This window comes from Bradyrhizobium pachyrhizi, from assembly GCF_029714545.1.
GTDB classification, from domain to species: Bacteria; Pseudomonadota; Alphaproteobacteria; order Rhizobiales; family Xanthobacteraceae; genus Bradyrhizobium; species Bradyrhizobium pachyrhizi.
On record NZ_CP121667.1, the window covers coordinates 1,530,580 to 1,550,184 of the forward strand.

The window sequence follows — 19,605 nt, forward strand, 5'->3', positions numbered from 1 at the left end:
GACCGGACGAAGGAACAATCATGGCGACACGGGCCGACGCAATCGCAAAGGTGCGAGAGCATTTTCAATCGGGAGAGTTCTTGAAGGAACTGGACCGCAGGGTCGGCTACCAGACCGAGAGCCTGAATGCCGACAAGGCCGATGCGCTGCGCGCCTATCTGGTGGAGAATCTGCAACCGGCCTTCGCCGAGCTCGATTTCAAGACCCACCTGATCGAGTCGCCGACCGGCCGCGGGCCCTATCTGATCGCCGACTACCAGGAAGACGCTTCGCGGCCGACCGTGCTGACTTACGGCCATGGCGACGTCGTCGACGGCATGGTCGGCGAATGGCGCGACGGGCTCAATCCCTGGCAGACCACGGTCAAGGGCGAGCGCGTCTATGGCCGCGGCACCGCCGACAACAAAGGGCAGCATTCGATCAACATGGCCGCGCTGCGCGCGGTGAAGCAGGCGCGCGGCGGCAAGCTCGGCTTCAACGCCAAATTCATCATCGAGACCGGCGAGGAGATCGGCTCGCCAGATCTGCGCGAGGTCTGCGAGGCGCATCGCGAGGAGCTGAAGGCCGACCTGTTCATCGCCTCCGACGGACCGCGGCTCTCGGCGGAGCGGCCGACCATCTTCCTCGGCTGCCGCGGCGGCAACCGCATCCATCTCGACGTCAATCTGCGCGAAGGCGGCAACCATTCCGGCAATTGGGGCGGCGTGCTCGCCAACCCCGCCACGATCCTGGCGAGCGCGATCGCGAGCCTGGTCGATGGCAAGGGCCGCATGAAGCTCGAGATCCTCAAACCCCCGCCGATTTCGAACCGCGTCCGCGCCGCGCTCGCCGACGTCGAGGTCAAGCCGACGGCGGACGAACCGGCGCTCGCGGAAGACTGGGGCGAGGAGGGCCTGACCGCGGCGGAGCGGCTCTATGCGTGGAACACGCTGGAGGTGCTGGCGATGTCGTCGGGCAATATCGAAAAGCCCGCCAACGCGATTCCCGGCAAGGCCAACGCGGTGCTGCAGCTCCGCTTCGTCGTCGGCACCCGGCATCTCGAGGTGATCGACGCGGTGCGGGACTATCTGCACAACAACGGTTTTCCGATGGTCGAGGTCTCGGGCACGCAGCGCTTTGCCGCCTCGCGCACCGACATGGACAGCCCGTGGATCGACTGGGCGGCGAACTCAATCCGCGCCACCACCGGCAAGGCGCCGGCGGTGCTGCCGAACTTCGGCGGCTCGCTGCCGAACGACGTGTTCTCCGAAGGCCTCGGCCTGCCGACGATCTGGGTGCCGCATTCCTATCCGGGCTGCTCGCAGCACGCCCCCGACGAGCACATCCTGCTGCCGGTGACCGAGGAGGCGCTGACCATCATGGCCGGCCTGTTCTGGGACCTCGGCGAGGCCCCGCGGAAGTCTTGAGCCTCACTCGTTACTCCGTCACGGCCGGGCTTGTCCCGGCCATCCACGTCTTGACGCTACGAGACAAAGACGTGGATGCCCGGCACAAGGCCGGGCATGACGAGTGGAAAGTTTGTTGGCTGACGCTGCCAAGGAAATTCTGATGACATTATCAACTTCGGCCGCCGCTCAGCACGCCACTGCGGTCGACAAGAAAAACATCACCCGTCTGATCGTCGCGACTTCGGTCGGCAATGCGCTCGAATGGTACGATATTTCGGTCTACGCCTATTTCGCGGTGTATCTCTCCAAGGCGTTCTTCCCGGCCAATGATCCGACCACCTCGCTGCTGTTGACCTTCGGCAGCTTCGGCCTGTCGTTTCTGATCCGCCCGATCGGCGGCGTCGTGCTCGGCGCCTATGCCGACCGGCACGGCCGCAAGGCCTCGCTGATGCTGTCGATCGTGCTGATGACGCTGGGCACGCTGGTGCTGGCGCTGATGCCGACCTATCACACCATCGGCATCCTGGCGCCGATCGCGGTGCTGCTGGCGCGCCTGGTGCAGGGCTTTTCCGCCGGCGGCGAGTTCGGCTCCTCGACCGCGTTCCTGGTCGAGCACATGCCGGAGCGGCGCGGCTTCGTGGCAAGCTGGCAGTTCGCGAGCCAGGGCGTCAGCGGTCTGTTGGGCGCGGGCTTCGGTGCGCTCCTGACCTCGCTGATGAGCCCGGAGGATTTACAGTCCTGGGGCTGGCGGCTGCCGTTCCTGTTCGGCGTCCTGATAGGCCCGGTCGGCATCTATATCCGCAACCATGTCGACGATGCGACGCCTCCGCCGGCCGCGAAGCAGGAATCGCCGGTCAGGGAAGTGCTCGCGCGGCAGAAGCTCGCCACGATGCTCGCGATCGGCGCGCTCGCCGTGTCGACCGCGGTCAACTATTTGATTGTCTACATGCCGACCTATGTGGTGAAGACGCTCAACCTCGCGCCATCGGTCGGCTTCATTGCCTCGTTCGCCGCGCAGACCGCGGTTGCGCTGCTGGCGCCGATCGCAGGCATGGTCTCCGACAAGATCGGACGTACCACCCACATGATCCTGTTCGCGCTGCTGCTGCTGGTGTCGATCTTCCCGGCCTTCCTCTTGCTCACCGGCAAACCGACGCCCGAGATCATCCTGCTCGGCGTGCTCTGGCTCGGCGTCCTCAAGTCGCTGTATTACGGGCCGCTCGCCGCGCTGATGTCGGAACTGTTTCCGGCGGCGACGCGTGCGACCGGGCTCGGTCTCAGCTACAATATCGGTGTCACCTTGTTCGGCGGTATGGGGCCGGCGATCATGACCTGGCTGGGCGGTTTCCCGCTGATCGGCGAGCTCGCGCCGGGTTACTATCTCACCGCGGTCTGCATCCTCAGCCTCTGCGCGCTGTTCACGATCCGCAGGATGCGGCTGGCGTAACGCATGATCCGAAAAAGTGCGAAGCGGTCTTTCGAAAGATCATGCGCAAATGGCATCAGATTTCGTGATGCGAAATTCAGATATGCTTATTGTTGCACAGCAACGTAGATAGTCGAAATCAAAGTTTCATCTGACGAAAGTATACGGTGTCCGGCGCACGTCATCCGTCCTAGGATGATGTCCGCCGGGCGCGTCTCTTCGTTGCGCCCGGTTCAGGATTTGGAATTGACGGCAAGGAAGGCCAGGGAATGAACGCCTCCACGACTGCGACCGCACGGACCAGCCGCAAGAGGCCACTGCCGGAGCCGGGCCAACCCGACAAGTTCAACGCGATCCAGAAGGTCTGCGCGATCCTGCGCGTGCTGGCGCAGCGCTCGCCGCTGCGGCTCACCGACATCGCCGACACCACCTCGCTGAACAAGGCGACGGCGCTGCGCATTCTCAACTCGCTGATCGAGGAAGGCTTCGTCAGTCGCGTCGCCGGCGCCAAGACCTATGAGCTCGGCCAGGAGGCGCGGGTGATGGCGGTCGGCGCGCGCCGTTCGGTCGACATCGCCGAGCTGGCGCAGCCGAGCCTGCTCCGGCTGTCGGAGCGCTCGGCCGATACGGCGCTGCTGTCGGTGCGCTCCGGCGTCGAGGCGCTTTATCTGGCGCGCTCGGTCGGCAACCATCCGCTGCAGCCGAACTATCTGCAGATCGGCAGCCGCCGTCCGCTCGGCGTCGGCGCCGGCGCGCTGGCGCTGCTGGTCTGGCTGCCGGATGCCGAAATCGAGGCTGTGATCGAGGTGATCGTGCCGCGGCTGGCGAAATCGCCGCGCATCACGCCGAAGTTCCTGCGCGAGCGGATCGCCATGGCGCGCAAGGCCGGCCACACCGTGCTGATCGACGCCGCGTTCCCCGGCATGGGCGGCGTCGGCGTGCCGGTCCGCGACGATGCCGGCGAGGTGGTCGCTGCGCTCTCGATCGGCGCCGCGTCCGACCGCATTCGCCGCCGCGAAGGTGAGCTCGCCGACATGCTGAAGAAGGAAGCCCAGGTGCTGGCCCGCGCGCTGGCCCAGGCGCCGAAGAACGGGCGTGCGGCGAAGATGGGTTGAGCGGTCGGGATGCGAGCATCGGCTCTTCACCTCGCCCCGCGTGCGGGGAGAGGTCGGAACGCATCGTCAGATGCGTTCTACGCCCCCTCATCCAGCGCCACCAGCTCGCGCTTCTTGCGCAGTGAGGGCAGCAGCGGGCCGACCAGCAGCACCAGCGCGAAGGCGAGGCAGATCGCCGAGATCGGTCGCTCCACGAAGGTCATGAGGTTGCCCTGGGAGAGGATCAGCGACTTGCGCAGGTTGTTCTCCAGCATCGGCCCGAGCACGAAGGCAAGCACCAGCGGCGCCGGCTCGTAGCCGAGCTTGCGCATGAAATAGCCGATCACGCCGAACGCGATCATGACGTGGACGTCGAACACGTTGTTGCTGGAGCAATAGACGCCGATGATCGTGAACAGGATGATCAGCGGGAACAGCACGTTGTAGGGCAGCCGCAGCAGCTGCACCCACATGCCGATCATCGGCAGGTTGAGCACCAAGAGCATCAGGTTGCCGATATACATGCTGGCGACGATGCCCCAGAACAGCGTCGGATTCTGCGAGATCATCAGCGGTCCCGGCTGCAGGCCGTGGATCACGAAGGCGCCGAGCAGCAGCGCCATCACCACATTGGGCGGGATGCCGAGCGTCATCAGCGGAATGAAGGCGCCGCCGGCCGCGGAATTGTTCGCCGATTCCGGCCCCGCGACGCCCTCGATCGCGCCGTGGCCGAAGCGCTCCGGATGCTTCGAGAGCCGCTTCTCCAGCGCGTAGGAGGCGAACGACGCCACCACGGCGCCGCCGCCGGGCAGGATGCCGAGGAAGAAGCCGAGCACCGTGCCGCGCGCCACCGGTCCGGCGCTGGCCTTCCAGTCCTCCTTGCTCGGCAGCAATTGGTTGATCCTGGTCTTGATGATGTCGCGCTTGATCGCCTGCTCGGTGTTGAGCAGCACCTCGGCGACGCCGAACAGGCCCATCACGACCGGCACGAGGCCGATGCCGTCGATCAGCTCGAGGCGGCCGAAGGTCAGCCGCGGCTGCGCGGTGATGCTGTCGAGCCCGACCAGGCCGAGCACGACGCCGATGCAGGCCATCAGCAGCGCCTTGGCCATCGAGCCCTGGGTGAGGAAGGTCAGCACCACGAGGCCGAGCACCATCAGGCTGAAATATTCGGCCGGCCCGAACGCGATCGCGACGCTGGCAAGCGAGGGCGCCACCAGCATCAGCGCGATCAGCGCGAAGGTGCCGGCGATGAACGAGCCGAAGGCGGAGATGCCGAGCGCGGGGCCGGCGCGGCCCTGCTTGGCCATCTGGTGGCCGTCGATACAGGTGACGACGGAAGCGGCTTCGCCGGGGATGTTGACCAGGATCGAGGTGGTCGATCCGCCATACATCGAGCCGTAATAGATGCCGGCCATCATGATGATGCCGGATTCCGGCGTGCCTGACAGCGTCACCGGCAGCAGCAGCGACATCGCCGAGATCGGGCCGATGCCGGGCAGCACGCCGACCAGCGTGCCGATGAACACGCCGATGAAGCAGTAGAGCAGATTGATCGGCAGCAGCGCGACGCCGAGGCCGTGGGCGACGTTGACGAGAGTATCCATGGGCGCTCAACCGATCTCGAACATGCCGCTCGGCAGCTGGATCGCGAGCAGGTGCTTCAGCACCCACCACATCCCGAGCGGGGCAAGGATGGACAGCGGGATCGCCAGCGACCAGCGCACCGGATCGATCACGCGGAGCAGCAACAGCATCAGCGGGATCGCCGACAGCAGGAAGCCGAGCGGCTCCAGCGCAAAGGCGAACGCGGTGAGGCAGACGATGACCAGCACCGGCTTGCCCCAGCGCGCATTCTCCCAGCGCGAGGCGAAGGTCGGGCCGCCCTCGGTGACCGCCGCGATCATGATCGAGGCCGCGAACACGCACATCAGGATGCCGGTGTAGAACAGCACGTAGCCGGAGCCGGGATCGTTGATGGTGCCGAGCTTCAGCTTGAGGCCCGACCAGATCACGAAGGCGCCAAGCCCGAGCCCGATCAGCCCGCCCCACAGCTCGGAGTTGTTGAGGCGGAATTTGACGTTGGTTTGGTCAGTCATGTGGAGTGCCTTTAGGTCACCGTCGTCCTGAAGTGGCGAAGCGCCATCATCTCCCCACGCGTCGTCCCGGCGAAAGCCGGGACCCATCACCACGGGGTCAGGTTGTTGAAACGAGCTGTGGCCCCAGCGTTGCGTGACAACAACCTTCGGTGGTTATGGGTCCCGGCTTTCGCCGGGACGACACAGTGGGTGGTTCTCGCGCATCCCGTTGTTAGTCCCGTCGTAGCGGACTGAACACTACTTCTTCGCCAGCCCGAGCGTGTCGATCACCTTGCGCTCGGACTCGGTGACCTCGCCCACGAACTTCTTGTAGTCCTCGGTGTTCTTGTAGTTCGGCACCATGTCGTATTTGGCCAGCGTTGCGATCACCGCCGGGTCCTCGATCGCCTTCTTGAAGGCATCGTGCAGCTTGGCGACGATCTTGGGGTCCATGCCCTTGGGGCCGGCGATGCCGAACGGCGAGTCATAGACCATGGGGTAGCCGAGCTCCTTCAGCGTCGGTACGTCCGGATAGTTCGGCGAGCGCGCGCCGGTCCACACCATCAACAGGCGGAGCTTGCCGGCATCGACCAGCGGCCGCCAGCCGGTGGAATCCGCCTGCAGCATGGTGTGCTGGCCGAGCACGGCGGCATTGGTCTCGGCGCCGCCCTTGAACGGCACCTGGGTCAGCTTGATCCCGGCCATCAGGGCGATCTGCTCCATGCCGATATGCAGCGAGGTGCCGGTGCCGGGCGTCGCATAGGTCACCTTGCCCGGGTTCTTCTTGGCGAAATCGACCACGTCCTGCCAGGTCTTGAACTGCGACTCCGCATTGGTGGTGACGCCGAAAGTGTAGCCGGTGAGGTGGATGATGTAGGAGAAATCCTTCGCCGGATCCCACGACACCTCCTGCATCAAGGGCAGGCGGAACACGGTGATCGGGATCTGGGCGATGGTGTAGCCGTCGGGCTTGGCGCCGGCGGCCATCGTCGCGGGGCCCACGGTGCCGCCGCCGCCCGCCTTGTTGTCGACCGCGATCGGCTGGCCCAGCACCTTGGAGGCGCTCTCGGCGATCGCCCGCATCGAGATATCGGTCGAGCCGCCCGCCGGCCATGGCACGATCAGCGTGATCGGCTTGGTCGGATAATCCTGCGCCTGCGCCGCTGTCGACACCAGCATGCCGGCGGCGGCGAGCAGGACCATCAAGCGATTGCGGTGCGACATCTCGATCTCTCCCTTGTGACCGCGTTCGATCGCGGCCGCGTCTTGTTCGGTGTTGGCAATGATCGTCCCTGTCATGCTGGGACCGAGGGCGCATTGGACAGAACGGGGCGGGCAACGGAAGCGCGAATTGCGCTCGAAGCGCCGGCTGCGACAATTGGTCTGCCGCGACCTGCCGAGCGGCGGAATTCAATCGGCATTTGGTCTGACGGATTGGCCGTTCCTGGCAACATGCGGGGAGGGCGCGGCGTGCGCGCGCATGACCGGCAAGCCGGGTTTGGTCAAGCGAATAATCAAGGGAACCCAAAGGCATCGGCGCCTTGCGGGATTGTGCCCTTCCGGTCATCATGGGTTGTCCGCCGCAGGAAGCTTCCCCGACAGATGACGCCATCGCCTGACGCCACCGACGACGCTGTGATGAGGGCGTTTGCCGGCCTTCCCGCGTTGCTCGACGAGGCCCCTCGGCTGGTCGCGCGCGGGCGGCTGCTCGATTGCGACTGCCTGCTCGGCCCGATGGCGCGGCCGTTTCATGCCGCGATCCGCGCCGGGCGTATTGTCGAGTTCGTGCCTTCGCCGGTCCTGATGCGCTCCTGGCGCTTTTCCTATCGCGCGACGCCGCAGGCCTGGTCCGCCTATTGGCAGGCCGAGCCAAAACCCGGCTGGCACGATCTGTTGGCGCTGACCAAGCGCGGCGAGGCGGTGCTGGAAGGCGACCTGCATCCCTTCATGGCGCATCTGCAATACTTCAAGGACCTGCTGGCGCTGCCGCGGCAGCATTTCGCGGCGGCCGTATCATGAGCGGCAAGATCATGAACGGCCACGTCGAGGCGATGGTCGGCCGCTACGTTCACGTCGAGATCGGCGGCGAGCTGCACCGCATCTATTTCGAGGAGAACGGCGCGGGCATTCCGCTGGTCTGCCTGCACACCGCGGGATCGGATGCGCGGCAGTGGCGCCATCTGCTCGCGGACGCGCAATTTGCCGAAAATTTCCGCATCATTGCCTTCGATATGCCCTGGCATGGCAAGTCGAATCCGCCGATGAGCTGGACCGGCGATGAATACCAACTCACCACTGCGCGCTACACCGAGACCATCCGCGCTTTCTGTCGGGCGTTGGGGCTGGAGAAGCCTGTGGTGATGGGCTGCTCGATCGGCGGCCGCATCGTGCTCAACCTTGCGATCGAACATGCCGCCGAGTTCCGGGCGCTGATCGGGCTCGAGGCGGCCGATTTCCAGGCGCCGTGGTATGACACCAACTGGCTGAACCGGCCGGACGTTCACGGCGGCGAAGTCTGCGCCGCGCTGGTGTCCGGGCTGATCGCCCCGCAGAGCCCGGAGCCTGCGCGGATGGAAACGCTGTGGGCCTACAAGCAGGGCGGTCCCGGCGTGTTCAAGGGCGATCTGTATTTCTACCGTGTCGACGGCGACCTGCGCGGCCGGGTCGCGTCAATCGATACTAAAGTATGCAAGCTGTATCTCCTCACGGGCGAGTATGATTTCTCCTGCACGCCTGAGGACACGAGGCGGACGGCAGCGGCAATAGGGGGCGCCAGCGTCACGATCATGGAGCAGCTCGGTCATTTTCCGATGAGCGAGCATCCGGAGCAGTTTCGCCGCTATATCGCACCCGTCCTCGCTGATATTCTCACGCACTAGAACGACCGTTTCCACGCAAGGAGTAGACGTATGACACGCAACTATCTGATCGGCTTCGCGCTCGCCGCCGCGCTCGGCGCGAGCCAGGCGCAAGCCGACGAACTGACCGGAACGCTGAAGAACATCAAGGACACCGGGGCGATTACGCTCGGCTACCGCGATTCCTCGATCCCGTTCTCCTATCTCGACGACAACCAGAAGCCGGTCGGCTACGCCATGGACATCTGCTACAAGATCGTCGATGCCGTGAAGAAGGAGCTGAAGCTCGACAAGCTCGAGGTCAAGCTCAACCCGGTGACCTCGGCGACGCGTATTCCGCTGATGGCCAACGGCACCGTCGACCTCGAATGCGGCTCGACCACCAACAATGCCGAGCGCCAGAAGCAGGTCTCCTTCACCAACAGCCACTTCCTGACCGCCAGCCGCTACGTCACCAAGAAGGCGAGCAAGATCAATTCGATCGACGATCTGAAGGGCAAGACGGTGGTCTCGACCGCCGGCACCACCAACATCAAGCAGCTCACCGAGGCCAACCTCGCGCGCGGGCTGAGCGTCAATATCATCCCGGCCAAGGATCATGCCGAGGCCTTCCTGATGGTCGAGACCGATCGCGCGGTCGCCTTCGTGATGGACGACATCCTGCTTGCGAGCCTCGTCGCCGGCTCGAAGTCGCCGGATGACTACGTGATCTCCAAGGACGCGTTCTCCAAGCCCGAGCCCTACGGCATCATGCTGCGCAAGGACGACGCGCCGTTCAAGAAGGTCGTCGACGCCGCAACCGCCGCGCTCTACACCAGCGGCGAGGGCCAGAAGATCTATGACAAGTGGTTCACCCAGAAGATCCCGCCGAAGGGCCTGAATCTCAACTCGCCTGCTGGACCGGAGATGAAGAAGCAGTTTGCGAAGCCGTCGGACTCTCCGGATCCGGATGCCTATCTGGTCAACTGACCGCTGCGTATGACCCGTTGCCCCTTTTGGGAGCGGGTCCTGAAAGTTAGCATGTCCGGCCATTTTTGGAGGAGAATGGCCGGACATTTGCATAGACGCCGCGCGCGATGCCGGCGTTATGCGTGACCGGCACGGCCGCGTGGGGGACCTGTGAACTATAATTGGAACTGGCACATCTTCCTTGAGCCGAACCCGATGGGGACCGGCACCTATCTCGACCTGTTGCTGTCGGGGCTGGTGGTCACCGTCAAGGTGTCGGTGCTGGCCTGGATCATCGCGCTGGTGTCCGGCTCGGTGATCGGCGTGCTGCGCACGCTGCCGTCGCGGACGGCGTCGTGGATCGGCTTCTGCTGGGTCGAGTTCTTCCGCAACATGCCGCTGCTGGTGCAGCTGTTCCTGTGGTTCTTCGTGCTGCCCGAACTGTTGCCGCGGTCGGCCGGGCTGTGGCTGAAGCAACTGCCGAATGCGCCGTTCTGGACCGCCGCGATCGGCGTCGGCTTCTTCATGTCGGCGCGCGTCGCCGTGCAATTGCAGGCCGGCATCACCTCGCTGCCGCGCGGGCAGAAGCAGGCCTCGACCGCGCTCGGCCTCACCACGGTGCAGACCTATCGCTACGTGCTGCTGCCGATGGCGTTCCGCATCATCCTGCCGCCGCTGACCTCCGAATTCCTCAACACCATCAAGAACAGCGCGGTCGCCATCACCATCGGCCTGATCGAACTGACCGGCCAGGCCCGCTCGATGCAGGAATTCTCGTTCCAGGTGTTCGAGGCGTTCACGGCGGCAACCGTGCTCTACCTGCTCCTCAATTTCGTCGTGGTGACCGCGATGCGCTTCCTCGAGCGCTATGTCGCGATCCCCGGCTACATCACGGGCAAATGACGATGATCGGCAGTTTCGATTTCGACGTCATCCGCCGCTCGCTGCCCTACCTGTTCCTGGAGGGCATGCGCTTCACGCTGACCTTGACCGCGCTCGCAGCGTTCGGCGGCCTGGTGTTCGGCACCCTGATCGCCCTGATGCGGCTGTCGAGCTACAAGGTGCTCGGGCGCATCGCGGGCTTCTATGTCGACTTCATCCGCTCGCTGCCGCTGGTGCTGGTGATCTTCTGGTTCTACTTCCTGGTGCCGTATATCGGGCAGTGGCTGACCGGCGCGTCGCGGCCGATCACGGTCGGCGCCTTCGCCTCCTCGCTGATCACCTTCATCGCGTTCGAGGCTGCGTATTTCTCCGAGATCATGCGCGCCGGCATCCAGTCGATCTCGAAGGGCCAGCCGGCCGCGGCCAGCGCGCTCGGCCTGACCTATGCGCAGTCGATGCGCTACGTCGTGCTGCCGCAGGCGTTCCGCAACATGCTGCCGGTACTGCTGACGCAGACCATCGTGCTGTTCCAGGACACCTCGCTGGTCTACGTGCTGTCGATCCCGGATTTCCTCGGCGCCGCCAGCAAGGTCGCGCAGCGCGACGGCCGGCTGGTCGAAATGTACCTGTTCGCCGCGCTGGTCTACTTCGTCATTTCCTGTGTCGCGTCCTACGGCGTTCGGCGCCTGCAGGCGCGCATCGCCATCGTTCGCTGAGGCATGACCCGGAAAAGTGGGAACCGGTTTTCCGACAAGGTCATGCCTAAACAAAAAAGCTGAGCCATCATGATCGAGATCAACCACGTCAACAAATGGTACGGGCCGAGCTTCCAGGTGCTGAAGGACTGCACCACCAGCGTCGCCAAGGGCGAGGTGGTGGTGGTCTGCGGTCCATCCGGCTCGGGCAAGTCGACCCTGATCAAATGCGTCAATGCGCTGGAGCCGATCCAGGGCGGCGACATCACGCTCGACGGCGTCAAGGTCAACGATCCCAAGACCGACCTGCCGAAGCTGCGCTCGCGCGTCGGCATGGTGTTCCAGCATTTCGAACTGTTTCCGCACTTGCGGATCATCGACAATCTCCGCCTCGCGCAGGAGAAGGTGCTCGGCCGCAAGGCTGAGGATGCCACCGCCAAGGGCATGAAGCTTCTGGAGCGCGTCGGGCTGAAGGATCACGCGAAGAAGTTTCCCGCCGAACTGTCCGGCGGCCAGCAGCAGCGCGTCGCGATCGCCCGCGCCCTGGCGATGGACCCGATCGCCATGCTGTTCGACGAGCCGACCTCGGCGCTCGACCCGGAAATGATCAGCGAGGTGCTCGACGTGATGGTCGACCTCGCCCGCGAGGGCATGACCATGATGGTCGTGACCCACGAAATGGGCTTTGCCAACAAGGTCGCCGATCGCGTCATCTTCATGGACCGCGGCGAGATCGTCGAGGACGCCAAGAAGGCCGACTTCTTCGGCACGCCGCGCAGCGACCGCGCGCAGAAGTTCCTGTCGAAGATCTTGCAGCACTGAGGGAGTCTCTCCGCCTGTCATTCCGGGGCGCCTCGAAGAGGCGAACCCGGAATCTCGAGATTCCGCGTTCGATGCTGCGCATCGCCCCGGAATGACGACGGCTACAGGGTTTTCCCCCGTTAACAATTTGCGTATACGAAGGCCTGAAACCCCCTTCGTCCGCAGGAGAACTCGCGTGGAAAAGATCGCTTACGTCAACGGCTCGTTCGTGCCGCATTCGGAGGCCAAGGTCTCGGTCTTCGACCGCGGATTCCTGTTCGCCGACGGCATCTACGAGGTGGCGGCGGTGCTCGAGGGCAAGCTGATCGACAACGCCTCGCACCTGGCGCGGCTCAAGCGTTCGGTCGGCGAGATCCAGCTCGCGCTGCCGGAGACGCTGGAGCGGATCGAGGAGATCCAGAAGGAGCTGGTTGCGCGCAACGACCTCGTCAACGGCATGGTCTATCTCGAGGTCACCCGCGGCGCCGACAAGGGCCGCGACTTCGCCTTCCCGAAGGCCGACGTCAAGCCGACGCTCGTGATGTTCACCTCGGAAAAGGACATCATCAACGCGCCCTCGGCCAAGACCGGCATCAACGTCATCACGGTGCCCGACATCCGCTGGGAGCGGCGCGACATCAAGAGCGTGGCGCTGCTGGCGCAGGTGCTGGCCAAGCAGGCGGCGGCCGCGGCCGGCGCCGGCGAAGCCTGGATGATCGAGGACGGCAAGGTCACCGAGGGCGGCTCGTCCTCGTCCTTCATCGTCACCCAGGACGATGTCATCGTGACCCGGCAGAACGGCAACGAGATCCTGCCCGGCTGCACCCGCAAGGCGGTGGTCAAGCTCGCCGAGGAACGCCAGCTGCGCATCGAGGAGCGCGCCTTCACGATCGAGGAAGCGCTCGCCGCCAAGGAAGCCTTCATCACCAGCGCTTCCGTCTTCGTGCAGGGCGTGGTCGCGATCGACGGCAAGAAGGTCGGAGGCGGCAAGGTCGGCCCGATCACCGACCGCCTGCGCGAGATCTACGTCGAGTTCGCCCGCGCGACGGCGGTTTAGGACCGTCGCCGCACTTTACGCTGTCATCGCCCGGCGCGACCGCGGCGATCCAGTATTCCAGAGACGGCGGTGCTTAAGCCGAGGCGTCGCGGCGTACTGGATGCCCCGCATGAAGCGGGGCATGACAGCGGAATATATCGCTGAGAGTATGGTCCTCACGCCGCCGCCTTCGCCTTCACCGGATGCACCGCGCGGAAGCCGATGGCGATCCGGTTCCAGGCGTTGATCGCGCCGATCAGCGTGGTCAGGTTGACCAGTTCGCTGTCCGAGAACTGGGCGCGCACCGCCTCATAGTCGGCGTCGGGCGCATGCGTCTCCGCAACCAGCGTCAGCGCTTCGGTCCAGGCCAGTGCCGCGCGCTCGCGCTCGCTGTAGAGCGGGGATTCGCGCCAGGCGTTGAGCAAATAGAGCCGCTGCTCGGTCTCGCCGTGCTTGCGGGCATCCTCGGTGTGCATGTTGATGCAATAGGCGCAGCCGTTGATCTGCGAGGCGCGGGTCTTGACCAACTCGATCAGCGATTGCTCGAGGCCGCTCGCAGCTATCTGGTTTTCGACCGCGACCAGCGCTTTGATGGTCTCGGGTGCGGCCTGGTAGAAGTTCATGCGCGGCTTCATGGTCGTTCTCCGTGGTTGTGGTTTGGGTTAGTGCGCACCGCCGCCAGCGAGCTGGCCCGGCTTCTTCAGGAAGAGTGTCGCCGCGAGTGCGATGATCAGCGCGATGCCAAGCAGATAGAAGGTATCACTGAAGGCGAGGATGTAGGCCTGCTTCTGCACGACCTTGCCGATCGCCGCGATTGCGCGGTGGGCGGCCGCGGCCTGATCGGCGACGCCGTGGTTCATGAAATACTGCGTCAGCTGCTCAATCCGGTTCCGCGTGGCCTGTTCCAGCAGCGAGACCGACTGCATCAGCACGTTGGAGTGATATTGCTCGCGCTTGGTCAGCAGCGTCTGCAGCACGGCGATGCCGACGGCGCCGCCGAGGTTGCGCATCATGTTGAACAGCGCGGAGGCCGAGCCCGCGTTCTCCAGCTCGATGCCCGCGGTCGCAACGGCCGACAGCGGCGCCATCACCAGGGCCTGACCGATCGCGCGGACGATGTTGGGCCAGAACAGCTGGTCGGTGGCGTAGTCGTTGGTCATGAAGATGTTCATGAAGTTGGAGCCGGCGAACAGCGCGAAGCCGACGCCGATGATGATGCGGGGGTCGAAGCGCTGCATCAGCCGCGGCACCAGCGGGATCAGCACGAGCTGCGGCAGCCCGGTCCAGGCCAGCACCATGCCGATCTGCTCGGCATTGTAGCCCTGGATGCGCGACAGGTACTGCGGCAGGATGAACACCGAGCCGTACAGCGCGATGCCGAGCAGGAAGTTGGCCAGCATGCCGAAGCCGAAATTCCGGCGGGCGAGCAGGCGCAGATTGAGCAACGGCTTCGCCACGGTGAACTCGACGATCAGGAAAGCGACCAGCGCGACCGCCGCGATCACCGACAGGCGGACGATGAAGGGCGAGCCGAACCAGTCGTCCTTGTTGCCTTCCTCCAGCACGGTCTGCAGCGCGGCGAGCCCGATCGCCATGGTGATGATGCCGAGCCAGTCGCCCTGGCGGATCAGCGACAGCTTCATCGGGCTCGGATCGAGCGAGACGTACAGCATCGCGATCATCACGGCGCCCGGCACCAGATTGACATAGAAGATGTACTGCCAGCCCCAGTTCTCGGTGAGATAGCCGCCGATGGTCGGGCCGATCGCCGGCGCGAACGTCGCCGACAGCGCGAACAGCGCGAGCCCGATCGGCTGCTTAGCCTTCGGCAGCAGCGTGATGATCAGCGTGAATGCCATCGGGATCAGCACGCCGCCGGTGAAGCCTTGCACGGCGCGCAGCGCGATCATCTGCGGCAGGTCCTGCGCCAGCGCGCATGCCGCCGAGAACACCAGGAACAGGAACGCATTGGTGAGCAGATAGATGCGCACCGAGAACACCTGCGCGAGCCAGCCGGAGAGCGGGATCACCACGATCTCGGCGATCAGATAGGAGGTCGAGATCCAGCCGCCGTCGTCGATCCCGGCGCCGATCGCGCCCTGCACATCGGCGAGCGAGGCGTTGACGATCTGGATGTTGAGCACCGCCATGAACGCGCCGAGCGTCGCCCCGATCACCGCGATCCAGGTCTTTGTCGGGATCGCTGGTGTCGACGGCGTGGCGGGGAGCGCGGCGGCGTTCGCTGCGTCGGCGGCTGTGGGCTGAAGTGCGGTCATCGGCGTGTTCTCTGGCTTGCACACGCAAGATGTATTAGGCGGCCACTTTCGATAATCCGAGAAAGACTGGAAGGATTGTTCTGTCGCGGTTGATAATCGGGCGCTGTTACGTCTGTCAGCTGTCAGCTCGTGAGGTGGGCACGCCTGTCAAGGCTCCCTCTCCCGCTAGCGCGAAGGGTAGGTGGGGGCTCTCTCCGCGAGTCGTGTCGTGGGGAGAGCCCCCACCCGCCGCGCGCTACGCGCACGTCGGCCTCCCCCGCAGGCGGGAGAGGCGAAGAAAGTTCGCACTCTTATCGTTGACCGTAGTCTCTATCCGCCGTTCGCCCGCGTCGCCGACGCCAGCCGCCGCTTCTCTTCGCGCTCGGCCAGCACGGTTGCCTTGGTGTTGACGGTCGGGATCGCCGACATGCCGGGGCGCAGGAGGCCGGTGAGGCTGTGGTCGTCGAGCACGATCTTCACCGGCACGCGCTGCACGATCTTGGTGAAATTGCCGGTGGCGTTGTCGGGCGGCAGCAGCGCGAATTCGAGGCCGCTGGCCGGCGACAGGCTGTCGACATGGCCCTTCAGCGTGGTGCCGCGAAAACTGTCGACCGTGAGCTCGACCGGCTGGCCGTTGCGTACATGGGTCAGCTGCGTCTCCTTGAAATTGGCGACCACATAGACCGCGTCCAGCGGCACCACCGCCATCAGCTGGGTGCCGGCCTGCACATATTGCCCGACGCGCAGCGAGCGGGCGCCGACCGTACCGTCGACCGGCGCGGTGATCCGGGCGTAGGACAGGTTGAGCTCGGCCTGCTGCTCGACCGCGCGAGCGCGGTCCACCTGCGCTGCGGCCTGGGCGTGCTGCGTGGTCAGAACGTCGACCTTGCGCTGCGCCGCCGACAGCGCCGACTTCGCGTGCTGCAATTGCGCGGTGTTGGCACGCAGCGCTGCGTCGGTCTGTTGCGCGCGCTGAATGGTGCCGGAGCCGGATTTCATCAGCCCGTCGTAGCGGCTCTGCTCTTCCTGCGCGAATTTCAGGTTGGCCTCGGCGGCGGTGACGTCGGCCGTGCTCTGGTCGATGATCGGCTGCTGCAGCTCGAGCTGGGCATCGAGGTTGCGCACCGACGCGCTGGCGGCGTCGACATCGGCCTTGGCCTGGCCGAGCGCGGTGCGGTAATCGCGGTCGTCGATCTCAGCCAGCAACTGGCCGGCCTTCACCGGCTGGTTGTCGGTGACCAGCACACGGGCGATGTAGCCCGACACCTTCGGGGCGATGATCGTGGAGTCCGCCTTCACATAGGCGTCGTCGGTGGTTTCGAGGTAGCGGCCGGTGGTGACGTAGTCGTAGCCAAAGTCGGCTGCCACGGCGACGCCGATGACGGCGACGAGCCCGAGCGCTGCCCGCTTGATCGCTTTCCGCGACGGGCGGAGGCCGATTTTGGCCGAATCTTCAGGGACATAAGTGGTGGTCGACATGACAGCCTCCGGGTCGAACATTCGCGTCCTTCCAGAAAGGGCGCCCAGTACGGCCCTTAGATGCAATGTCCTCCCTGCTGTGATAATCCCGATAAAACTGGAAGCATTATCAAGCCAGTGCTGATAATCCGGACCTTGCCGCATGGATCGCCTGACCAGCCTGACCGCCTTCGTCCGGGTCGTGGATTCCGGCGGTTTCTCCGCCGCTGGCCGCAAGCTCAACATGTCCACCACCATGGTGAGCAATCACGTGCAGTCGCTGGAGGACCGCCTCGGCGCCCGGCTGCTCAACCGCACCACGCGCAAGGTCAGCCTCACCGAGGTCGGCCAGGCCTATTACGACCGCTGCGTCCAGATCCTCGCCGACATCGAGCAGGCCGACGACATCGCGGGCGCGCAGCAATCGGTGCCGCGCGGCACGCTGCGCATCTTCACCAACACCCATCTCGTCCAGTTCCTGTCGCCCGCGGTGGCCGAGTTCCTCGCCACCTATCCCGAGGTCAAGGTCGATCTCACGATCGGCGAGCGCAATGCAGATCTAATCGACGAGAACTACGATCTCGCGGTGCGCATGGTGCCGCCGCCGGACTCCAGCCTGATCGTGCGCACCATCGCGACCTGGCGCCACGTGCTGTGCTGCTCGCACGGCTATATCGAACAGCACGGCAAGCCAACGCTGCTGGCCGACCTCCCTGCGCGCAACTGCATGCGCCACGCCAACTATCCCTATGGCGACGAGTGGCGCTTCGCCGACCGCAAGGGCACGCCGGCTGCGGTGCGCGTCTCCGGAAATCTGATTTCCAACAGCGGCGAAACCCTGAAGCTCGCGGCGCTGGCCGGCGTCGGCGTCTTCCTCGCGGCCGGCTTCCTGGTCCGCGACGAGCTGGAGTCGGGACAACTGGTCCGCCTGCTGCCCGAATACCGGCCGGTCGAGCTCACGATGAACGCGGTCTATCCGCACCGCCATCATCTCTCGGCGAAGGTCCGCACCTTCATCGACCTCCTGGTCCGTCACGCCACCGAGCAGCAGAAGCTGATCAATCCGTACTCGTGATGGGAGGTGTGCAGGGTGGGCACGCTTCCACTGAGCGGCCTCCGCGCTCCGGTGATGGAGCTGGTCGCATTTCTCTCTGTTCGTCGTCCCGGCCCCCGTGCGCAATTGCGCACTAGGCCGGGACGACAGTGTGTGTGTTGCACGGCCGGCGAGTCAGACATCCGCAAGCTCGCAGCCTCGCCGCGCCACCCCAGATGACGAAACTAGCAGCAGAGCGCTTTCCTGCCGCGTCATGACGGCCCGGCATCCCTTGCATGGCGTTCGCGTGTATGAAGACGGCAGCGTCTGCCGCCGGGGCCTGCCATGCCGCTTCGTCTTCTCGCATCACTGCTGTTCGCGCTCGCAGCAAACCTGCTGCTGCAACTGCCGGCGCGCGCCGCCTATCCGGACCACATCGTCAAGATCGTGGTGCCGTTCGCGCCGGGCGGCGGCACCGATGTCGTCGCGCGGACGCTGGCGCAGGAGATGCAGAAAGATCTCGGGGTCACCGTCATCATCGAGAACAAGCCGGGCGCCGGCACCATCATCGGCACGCAGAGCGTCGCGACGAGTCCACCCGACGGCTACACGCTGCTGATGGCGACCTTCGCCAATGCGGTCAATCCGAGCCTTTACAGCAAGCTGCCCTATGACGCGCACAAGGATTTTGCACCCGTGGCGCTGGTGGCGCGCTCGTTCAACGTCGTCGTGGTCAATCCCGCTTCGCCGATCAAGTCGATTGCCGATCTGATCGCGGCCGCGAAGGCCGATCCGGAAAAGCTGTCCTACGGCACCTATGGCACCGGCACCTCGGCGCATCTCGCCGGCGAACTGTTCAAGCACATGGCCGGGGTCAATCTCACCACCGTTCCCTACAAGGGCGCGGCGCCCGCCATCACCGACCTCTTGGGCGGCCAGATCCAGGTGATGTTCACCACGGTGGCAAGCTGCGCCTCGCTGGTCGAGGCCGGGCAGCTGCGCGCGATCGGAGTGACGTCGGCCGAACGCTCGCCCGCGTTCCCGCAATTGCCGACGGTCTCGGAAGCCGGCGCATCCGGCTATGTCGCCGAATCCTGGTACGGCCTCTACGCGCCGGCCAACACGCCGCCGGACATCATCGGTCGCCTCAACAAGTCGGCGGCCAAGGCCGTGCAGGCGGAGGCCTTCAAGAAGCTCAGCGTCAATGAGGGCCTGGTGATGGTGGCCTCACCGCCGGCCGAGCTCGACCGCTACTTTGCCGGCGAGGAGGCGCGCTGGCGCAAGGTGATAAAGGACGCCGGCATCAAGGCCGAATAGGCGCCATGCACCAGGTGACGATCACATCTTTTTGCGTCGCATTGCCGTAACCGTGATTCTAGACGCAACGAACCGGTTCCTGGATCGTTGCCACGATCAGCGGAACCTCCCGCCTTGAGCTATGTCTTGCGTTAACGAGTAGGCCATGTGGATCTTGTTGCTGCTGCCGTTCATCGGCTTGCTGTGGGTGCCGTTCTATAATTTCGTCGAGCCGTCGGTGTTCGGCTTTCCCTTCTTCTACTGGTACCAGCTCGCCTGGGTGCCGATCTCCTCGCTCTTGATCTGGCTGGTCTATCGCAGCCGCCGGCCCGATGCCGACGAGCCGCGGTGAGGGGA

The 19,605-nt window shown here is 65.0% G+C and carries 19 protein-coding genes; 13 read left to right on the forward strand and 6 right to left on the reverse strand.

Features of this window, described 5'->3' with window-relative positions; all coding sequences use genetic code 11:
• Positions 1-20: 20 nt before the first annotated feature.
• The 3 genes from QA639_RS06925 to QA639_RS06935 all read left to right on the forward strand — a co-directional run bounded on the left by QA639_RS06925 (position 21) and on the right by QA639_RS06935 (position 3,929).
• Positions 21-1,406 (forward strand): M20 family metallopeptidase, encoded by a 1,386-nt coding sequence (locus QA639_RS06925; protein ID WP_283089431.1) that lies wholly within the window; start codon positions 21-23, stop codon positions 1,404-1,406.
• A gap of 142 nt (positions 1,407-1,548) precedes the next feature.
• Positions 1,549-2,835: an MFS transporter gene (locus QA639_RS06930; RefSeq protein ID WP_028332961.1), complete on the forward strand. Its 1,287-nt coding sequence runs from the start codon at positions 1,549-1,551 to the stop codon at positions 2,833-2,835.
• Between the two features lie 248 nt (positions 2,836-3,083).
• Positions 3,084-3,929, forward strand: coding sequence for an IclR family transcriptional regulator (locus QA639_RS06935; RefSeq protein ID WP_051376052.1), 846 nt, complete (start codon positions 3,084-3,086; stop codon positions 3,927-3,929).
• Positions 3,930-4,006: 77 nt separating this feature from the next.
• On the opposite strand, the gene QA639_RS06940 is transcribed toward QA639_RS06935, so the two are convergent.
• The 3 genes from QA639_RS06940 to QA639_RS06950 all read right to left on the reverse strand — a co-directional run bounded on the left by QA639_RS06940 (position 4,007) and on the right by QA639_RS06950 (position 7,210).
• The gene (locus tag QA639_RS06940) at positions 4,007-5,515 is read right to left on the reverse strand and encodes a tripartite tricarboxylate transporter permease (protein ID WP_028332963.1); all 1,509 of its coding nucleotides are present in this window, start codon (positions 5,513-5,515) and stop codon (positions 4,007-4,009) included.
• Between the two features lie 6 nt (positions 5,516-5,521).
• Positions 5,522-6,007: a tripartite tricarboxylate transporter TctB family protein gene (locus tag QA639_RS06945; protein ID WP_028332964.1), complete on the reverse strand. Its 486-nt coding sequence runs from the start codon at positions 6,005-6,007 to the stop codon at positions 5,522-5,524.
• Positions 6,008-6,244: 237 nt separating this feature from the next.
• Positions 6,245-7,210 (reverse strand): Bug family tripartite tricarboxylate transporter substrate binding protein, encoded by a 966-nt coding sequence (locus tag QA639_RS06950; RefSeq protein WP_028332965.1) that lies wholly within the window; start codon positions 7,208-7,210, stop codon positions 6,245-6,247.
• A 378-nt stretch (positions 7,211-7,588) separates the two neighbouring features.
• On the opposite strand from QA639_RS06950, the gene QA639_RS06955 reads away from it, so the two are divergent.
• From QA639_RS06955 to QA639_RS06985, 7 genes are all read left to right on the forward strand, one after another.
• On the forward strand, positions 7,589-8,005 hold the full coding sequence (locus QA639_RS06955; RefSeq protein ID WP_283089432.1) for a hypothetical protein: 417 nt from the start codon (positions 7,589-7,591) through the stop codon (positions 8,003-8,005).
• Entirely contained in the window at positions 8,002-8,865 is an 864-nt protein-coding gene (locus QA639_RS06960; RefSeq protein WP_198400177.1) for an alpha/beta fold hydrolase, read from the forward strand. Before QA639_RS06955 ends, QA639_RS06960 begins: the two co-directional genes overlap by 4 nt.
• Positions 8,866-8,895: 30 nt before the next feature.
• Positions 8,896-9,813, forward strand: a complete 918-nt coding sequence (locus QA639_RS06965) for an amino acid ABC transporter substrate-binding protein (protein ID WP_028332968.1) — start codon at positions 8,896-8,898, stop codon at positions 9,811-9,813.
• Positions 9,814-9,963: 150 nt separating this feature from the next.
• Positions 9,964-10,695 carry an amino acid ABC transporter permease gene (locus QA639_RS06970; RefSeq protein WP_050385176.1) on the forward strand — a complete coding sequence of 244 codons (732 nt, stop codon included), beginning with the start codon at positions 9,964-9,966 and terminating at the stop codon, positions 10,693-10,695.
• 2 nt (positions 10,696-10,697) lie between these two features.
• The gene (locus QA639_RS06975) at positions 10,698-11,390 is read left to right on the forward strand and encodes an amino acid ABC transporter permease (RefSeq protein WP_026192237.1); all 693 of its coding nucleotides are present in this window, start codon (positions 10,698-10,700) and stop codon (positions 11,388-11,390) included.
• A gap of 69 nt (positions 11,391-11,459) precedes the next feature.
• Positions 11,460-12,191 (forward strand): amino acid ABC transporter ATP-binding protein, encoded by a 732-nt coding sequence (locus tag QA639_RS06980; RefSeq protein ID WP_016845632.1) that lies wholly within the window; start codon positions 11,460-11,462, stop codon positions 12,189-12,191.
• Positions 12,192-12,366: 175 nt separating this feature from the next.
• Entirely contained in the window at positions 12,367-13,227 is an 861-nt protein-coding gene (locus tag QA639_RS06985) for a D-amino-acid transaminase (protein WP_028332971.1), read from the forward strand.
• A 155-nt stretch (positions 13,228-13,382) separates the two neighbouring features.
• On the opposite strand, the gene QA639_RS06990 is transcribed toward QA639_RS06985, so the two are convergent.
• From QA639_RS06990 to QA639_RS07000, 3 genes are all read right to left on the reverse strand, one after another.
• Complete coding sequence (locus QA639_RS06990) at positions 13,383-13,841, reverse strand: carboxymuconolactone decarboxylase family protein (RefSeq protein ID WP_028332972.1); 459 nt, start codon at positions 13,839-13,841, stop codon at positions 13,383-13,385.
• A gap of 27 nt (positions 13,842-13,868) precedes the next feature.
• Complete coding sequence (locus QA639_RS06995) at positions 13,869-15,482, reverse strand: MDR family MFS transporter (protein ID WP_283089433.1); 1,614 nt, start codon at positions 15,480-15,482, stop codon at positions 13,869-13,871.
• Positions 15,483-15,791: 309 nt separating this feature from the next.
• Entirely contained in the window at positions 15,792-16,940 is a 1,149-nt protein-coding gene (locus tag QA639_RS07000; RefSeq protein ID WP_283089434.1) for an HlyD family secretion protein, read from the reverse strand.
• Between the two features lie 142 nt (positions 16,941-17,082).
• On the opposite strand from QA639_RS07000, the gene QA639_RS07005 reads away from it, so the two are divergent.
• From QA639_RS07005 to QA639_RS07015, 3 genes are all read left to right on the forward strand, one after another.
• Positions 17,083-17,994, forward strand: a complete 912-nt coding sequence (locus QA639_RS07005) for a LysR family transcriptional regulator (protein WP_283089435.1) — start codon at positions 17,083-17,085, stop codon at positions 17,992-17,994.
• A 303-nt stretch (positions 17,995-18,297) separates the two neighbouring features.
• Complete coding sequence (locus QA639_RS07010) at positions 18,298-19,269, forward strand: tripartite tricarboxylate transporter substrate binding protein (protein ID WP_157344515.1); 972 nt, start codon at positions 18,298-18,300, stop codon at positions 19,267-19,269.
• 145 nt (positions 19,270-19,414) lie between these two features.
• The gene (locus tag QA639_RS07015) at positions 19,415-19,600 is read left to right on the forward strand and encodes a DUF3311 domain-containing protein (protein WP_157344517.1); all 186 of its coding nucleotides are present in this window, start codon (positions 19,415-19,417) and stop codon (positions 19,598-19,600) included.
• Positions 19,601-19,605: the final 5 nt, after the last annotated feature.

Coding starts and splice junctions, on each gene's coding strand:
- QA639_RS06935 (WP_051376052.1), top strand. CDS start 3,084: ATGAACGCCTCCACGACTGCGACCGCACGGACCAGCCGCAAGAGGCCA.
- QA639_RS07005 (WP_283089435.1), top strand. CDS start 17,083: ATGGATCGCCTGACCAGCCTGACCGCCTTCGTCCGGGTCGTGGATTCC.
- QA639_RS06995 (WP_283089433.1), bottom strand. CDS start 15,482: ATGACCGCACTTCAGCCCACAGCCGCCGACGCAGCGAACGCCGCCGCG.
- QA639_RS06940 (WP_028332963.1), bottom strand. CDS start 5,515: ATGGATACTCTCGTCAACGTCGCCCACGGCCTCGGCGTCGCGCTGCTG.
- QA639_RS06955 (WP_283089432.1), top strand. CDS start 7,589: ATGACGCCATCGCCTGACGCCACCGACGACGCTGTGATGAGGGCGTTT.
- QA639_RS06980 (WP_016845632.1), top strand. CDS start 11,460: ATGATCGAGATCAACCACGTCAACAAATGGTACGGGCCGAGCTTCCAG.
- QA639_RS06990 (WP_028332972.1), bottom strand. CDS start 13,841: ATGAAGCCGCGCATGAACTTCTACCAGGCCGCACCCGAGACCATCAAA.
- QA639_RS06960 (WP_198400177.1), top strand. CDS start 8,002: ATGAGCGGCAAGATCATGAACGGCCACGTCGAGGCGATGGTCGGCCGC.
- QA639_RS06975 (WP_026192237.1), top strand. CDS start 10,698: ATGATCGGCAGTTTCGATTTCGACGTCATCCGCCGCTCGCTGCCCTAC.
- QA639_RS07015 (WP_157344517.1), top strand. CDS start 19,415: ATGTGGATCTTGTTGCTGCTGCCGTTCATCGGCTTGCTGTGGGTGCCG.
- QA639_RS06930 (WP_028332961.1), top strand. CDS start 1,549: ATGACATTATCAACTTCGGCCGCCGCTCAGCACGCCACTGCGGTCGAC.
- QA639_RS07000 (WP_283089434.1), bottom strand. CDS start 16,940: ATGTCGACCACCACTTATGTCCCTGAAGATTCGGCCAAAATCGGCCTC.
- QA639_RS06965 (WP_028332968.1), top strand. CDS start 8,896: ATGACACGCAACTATCTGATCGGCTTCGCGCTCGCCGCCGCGCTCGGC.
- QA639_RS06945 (WP_028332964.1), bottom strand. CDS start 6,007: ATGACTGACCAAACCAACGTCAAATTCCGCCTCAACAACTCCGAGCTG.
- QA639_RS06950 (WP_028332965.1), bottom strand. CDS start 7,210: ATGTCGCACCGCAATCGCTTGATGGTCCTGCTCGCCGCCGCCGGCATG.
- QA639_RS07010 (WP_157344515.1), top strand. CDS start 18,298: ATGCCGCTTCGTCTTCTCGCATCACTGCTGTTCGCGCTCGCAGCAAAC.
- QA639_RS06925 (WP_283089431.1), top strand. CDS start 21: ATGGCGACACGGGCCGACGCAATCGCAAAGGTGCGAGAGCATTTTCAA.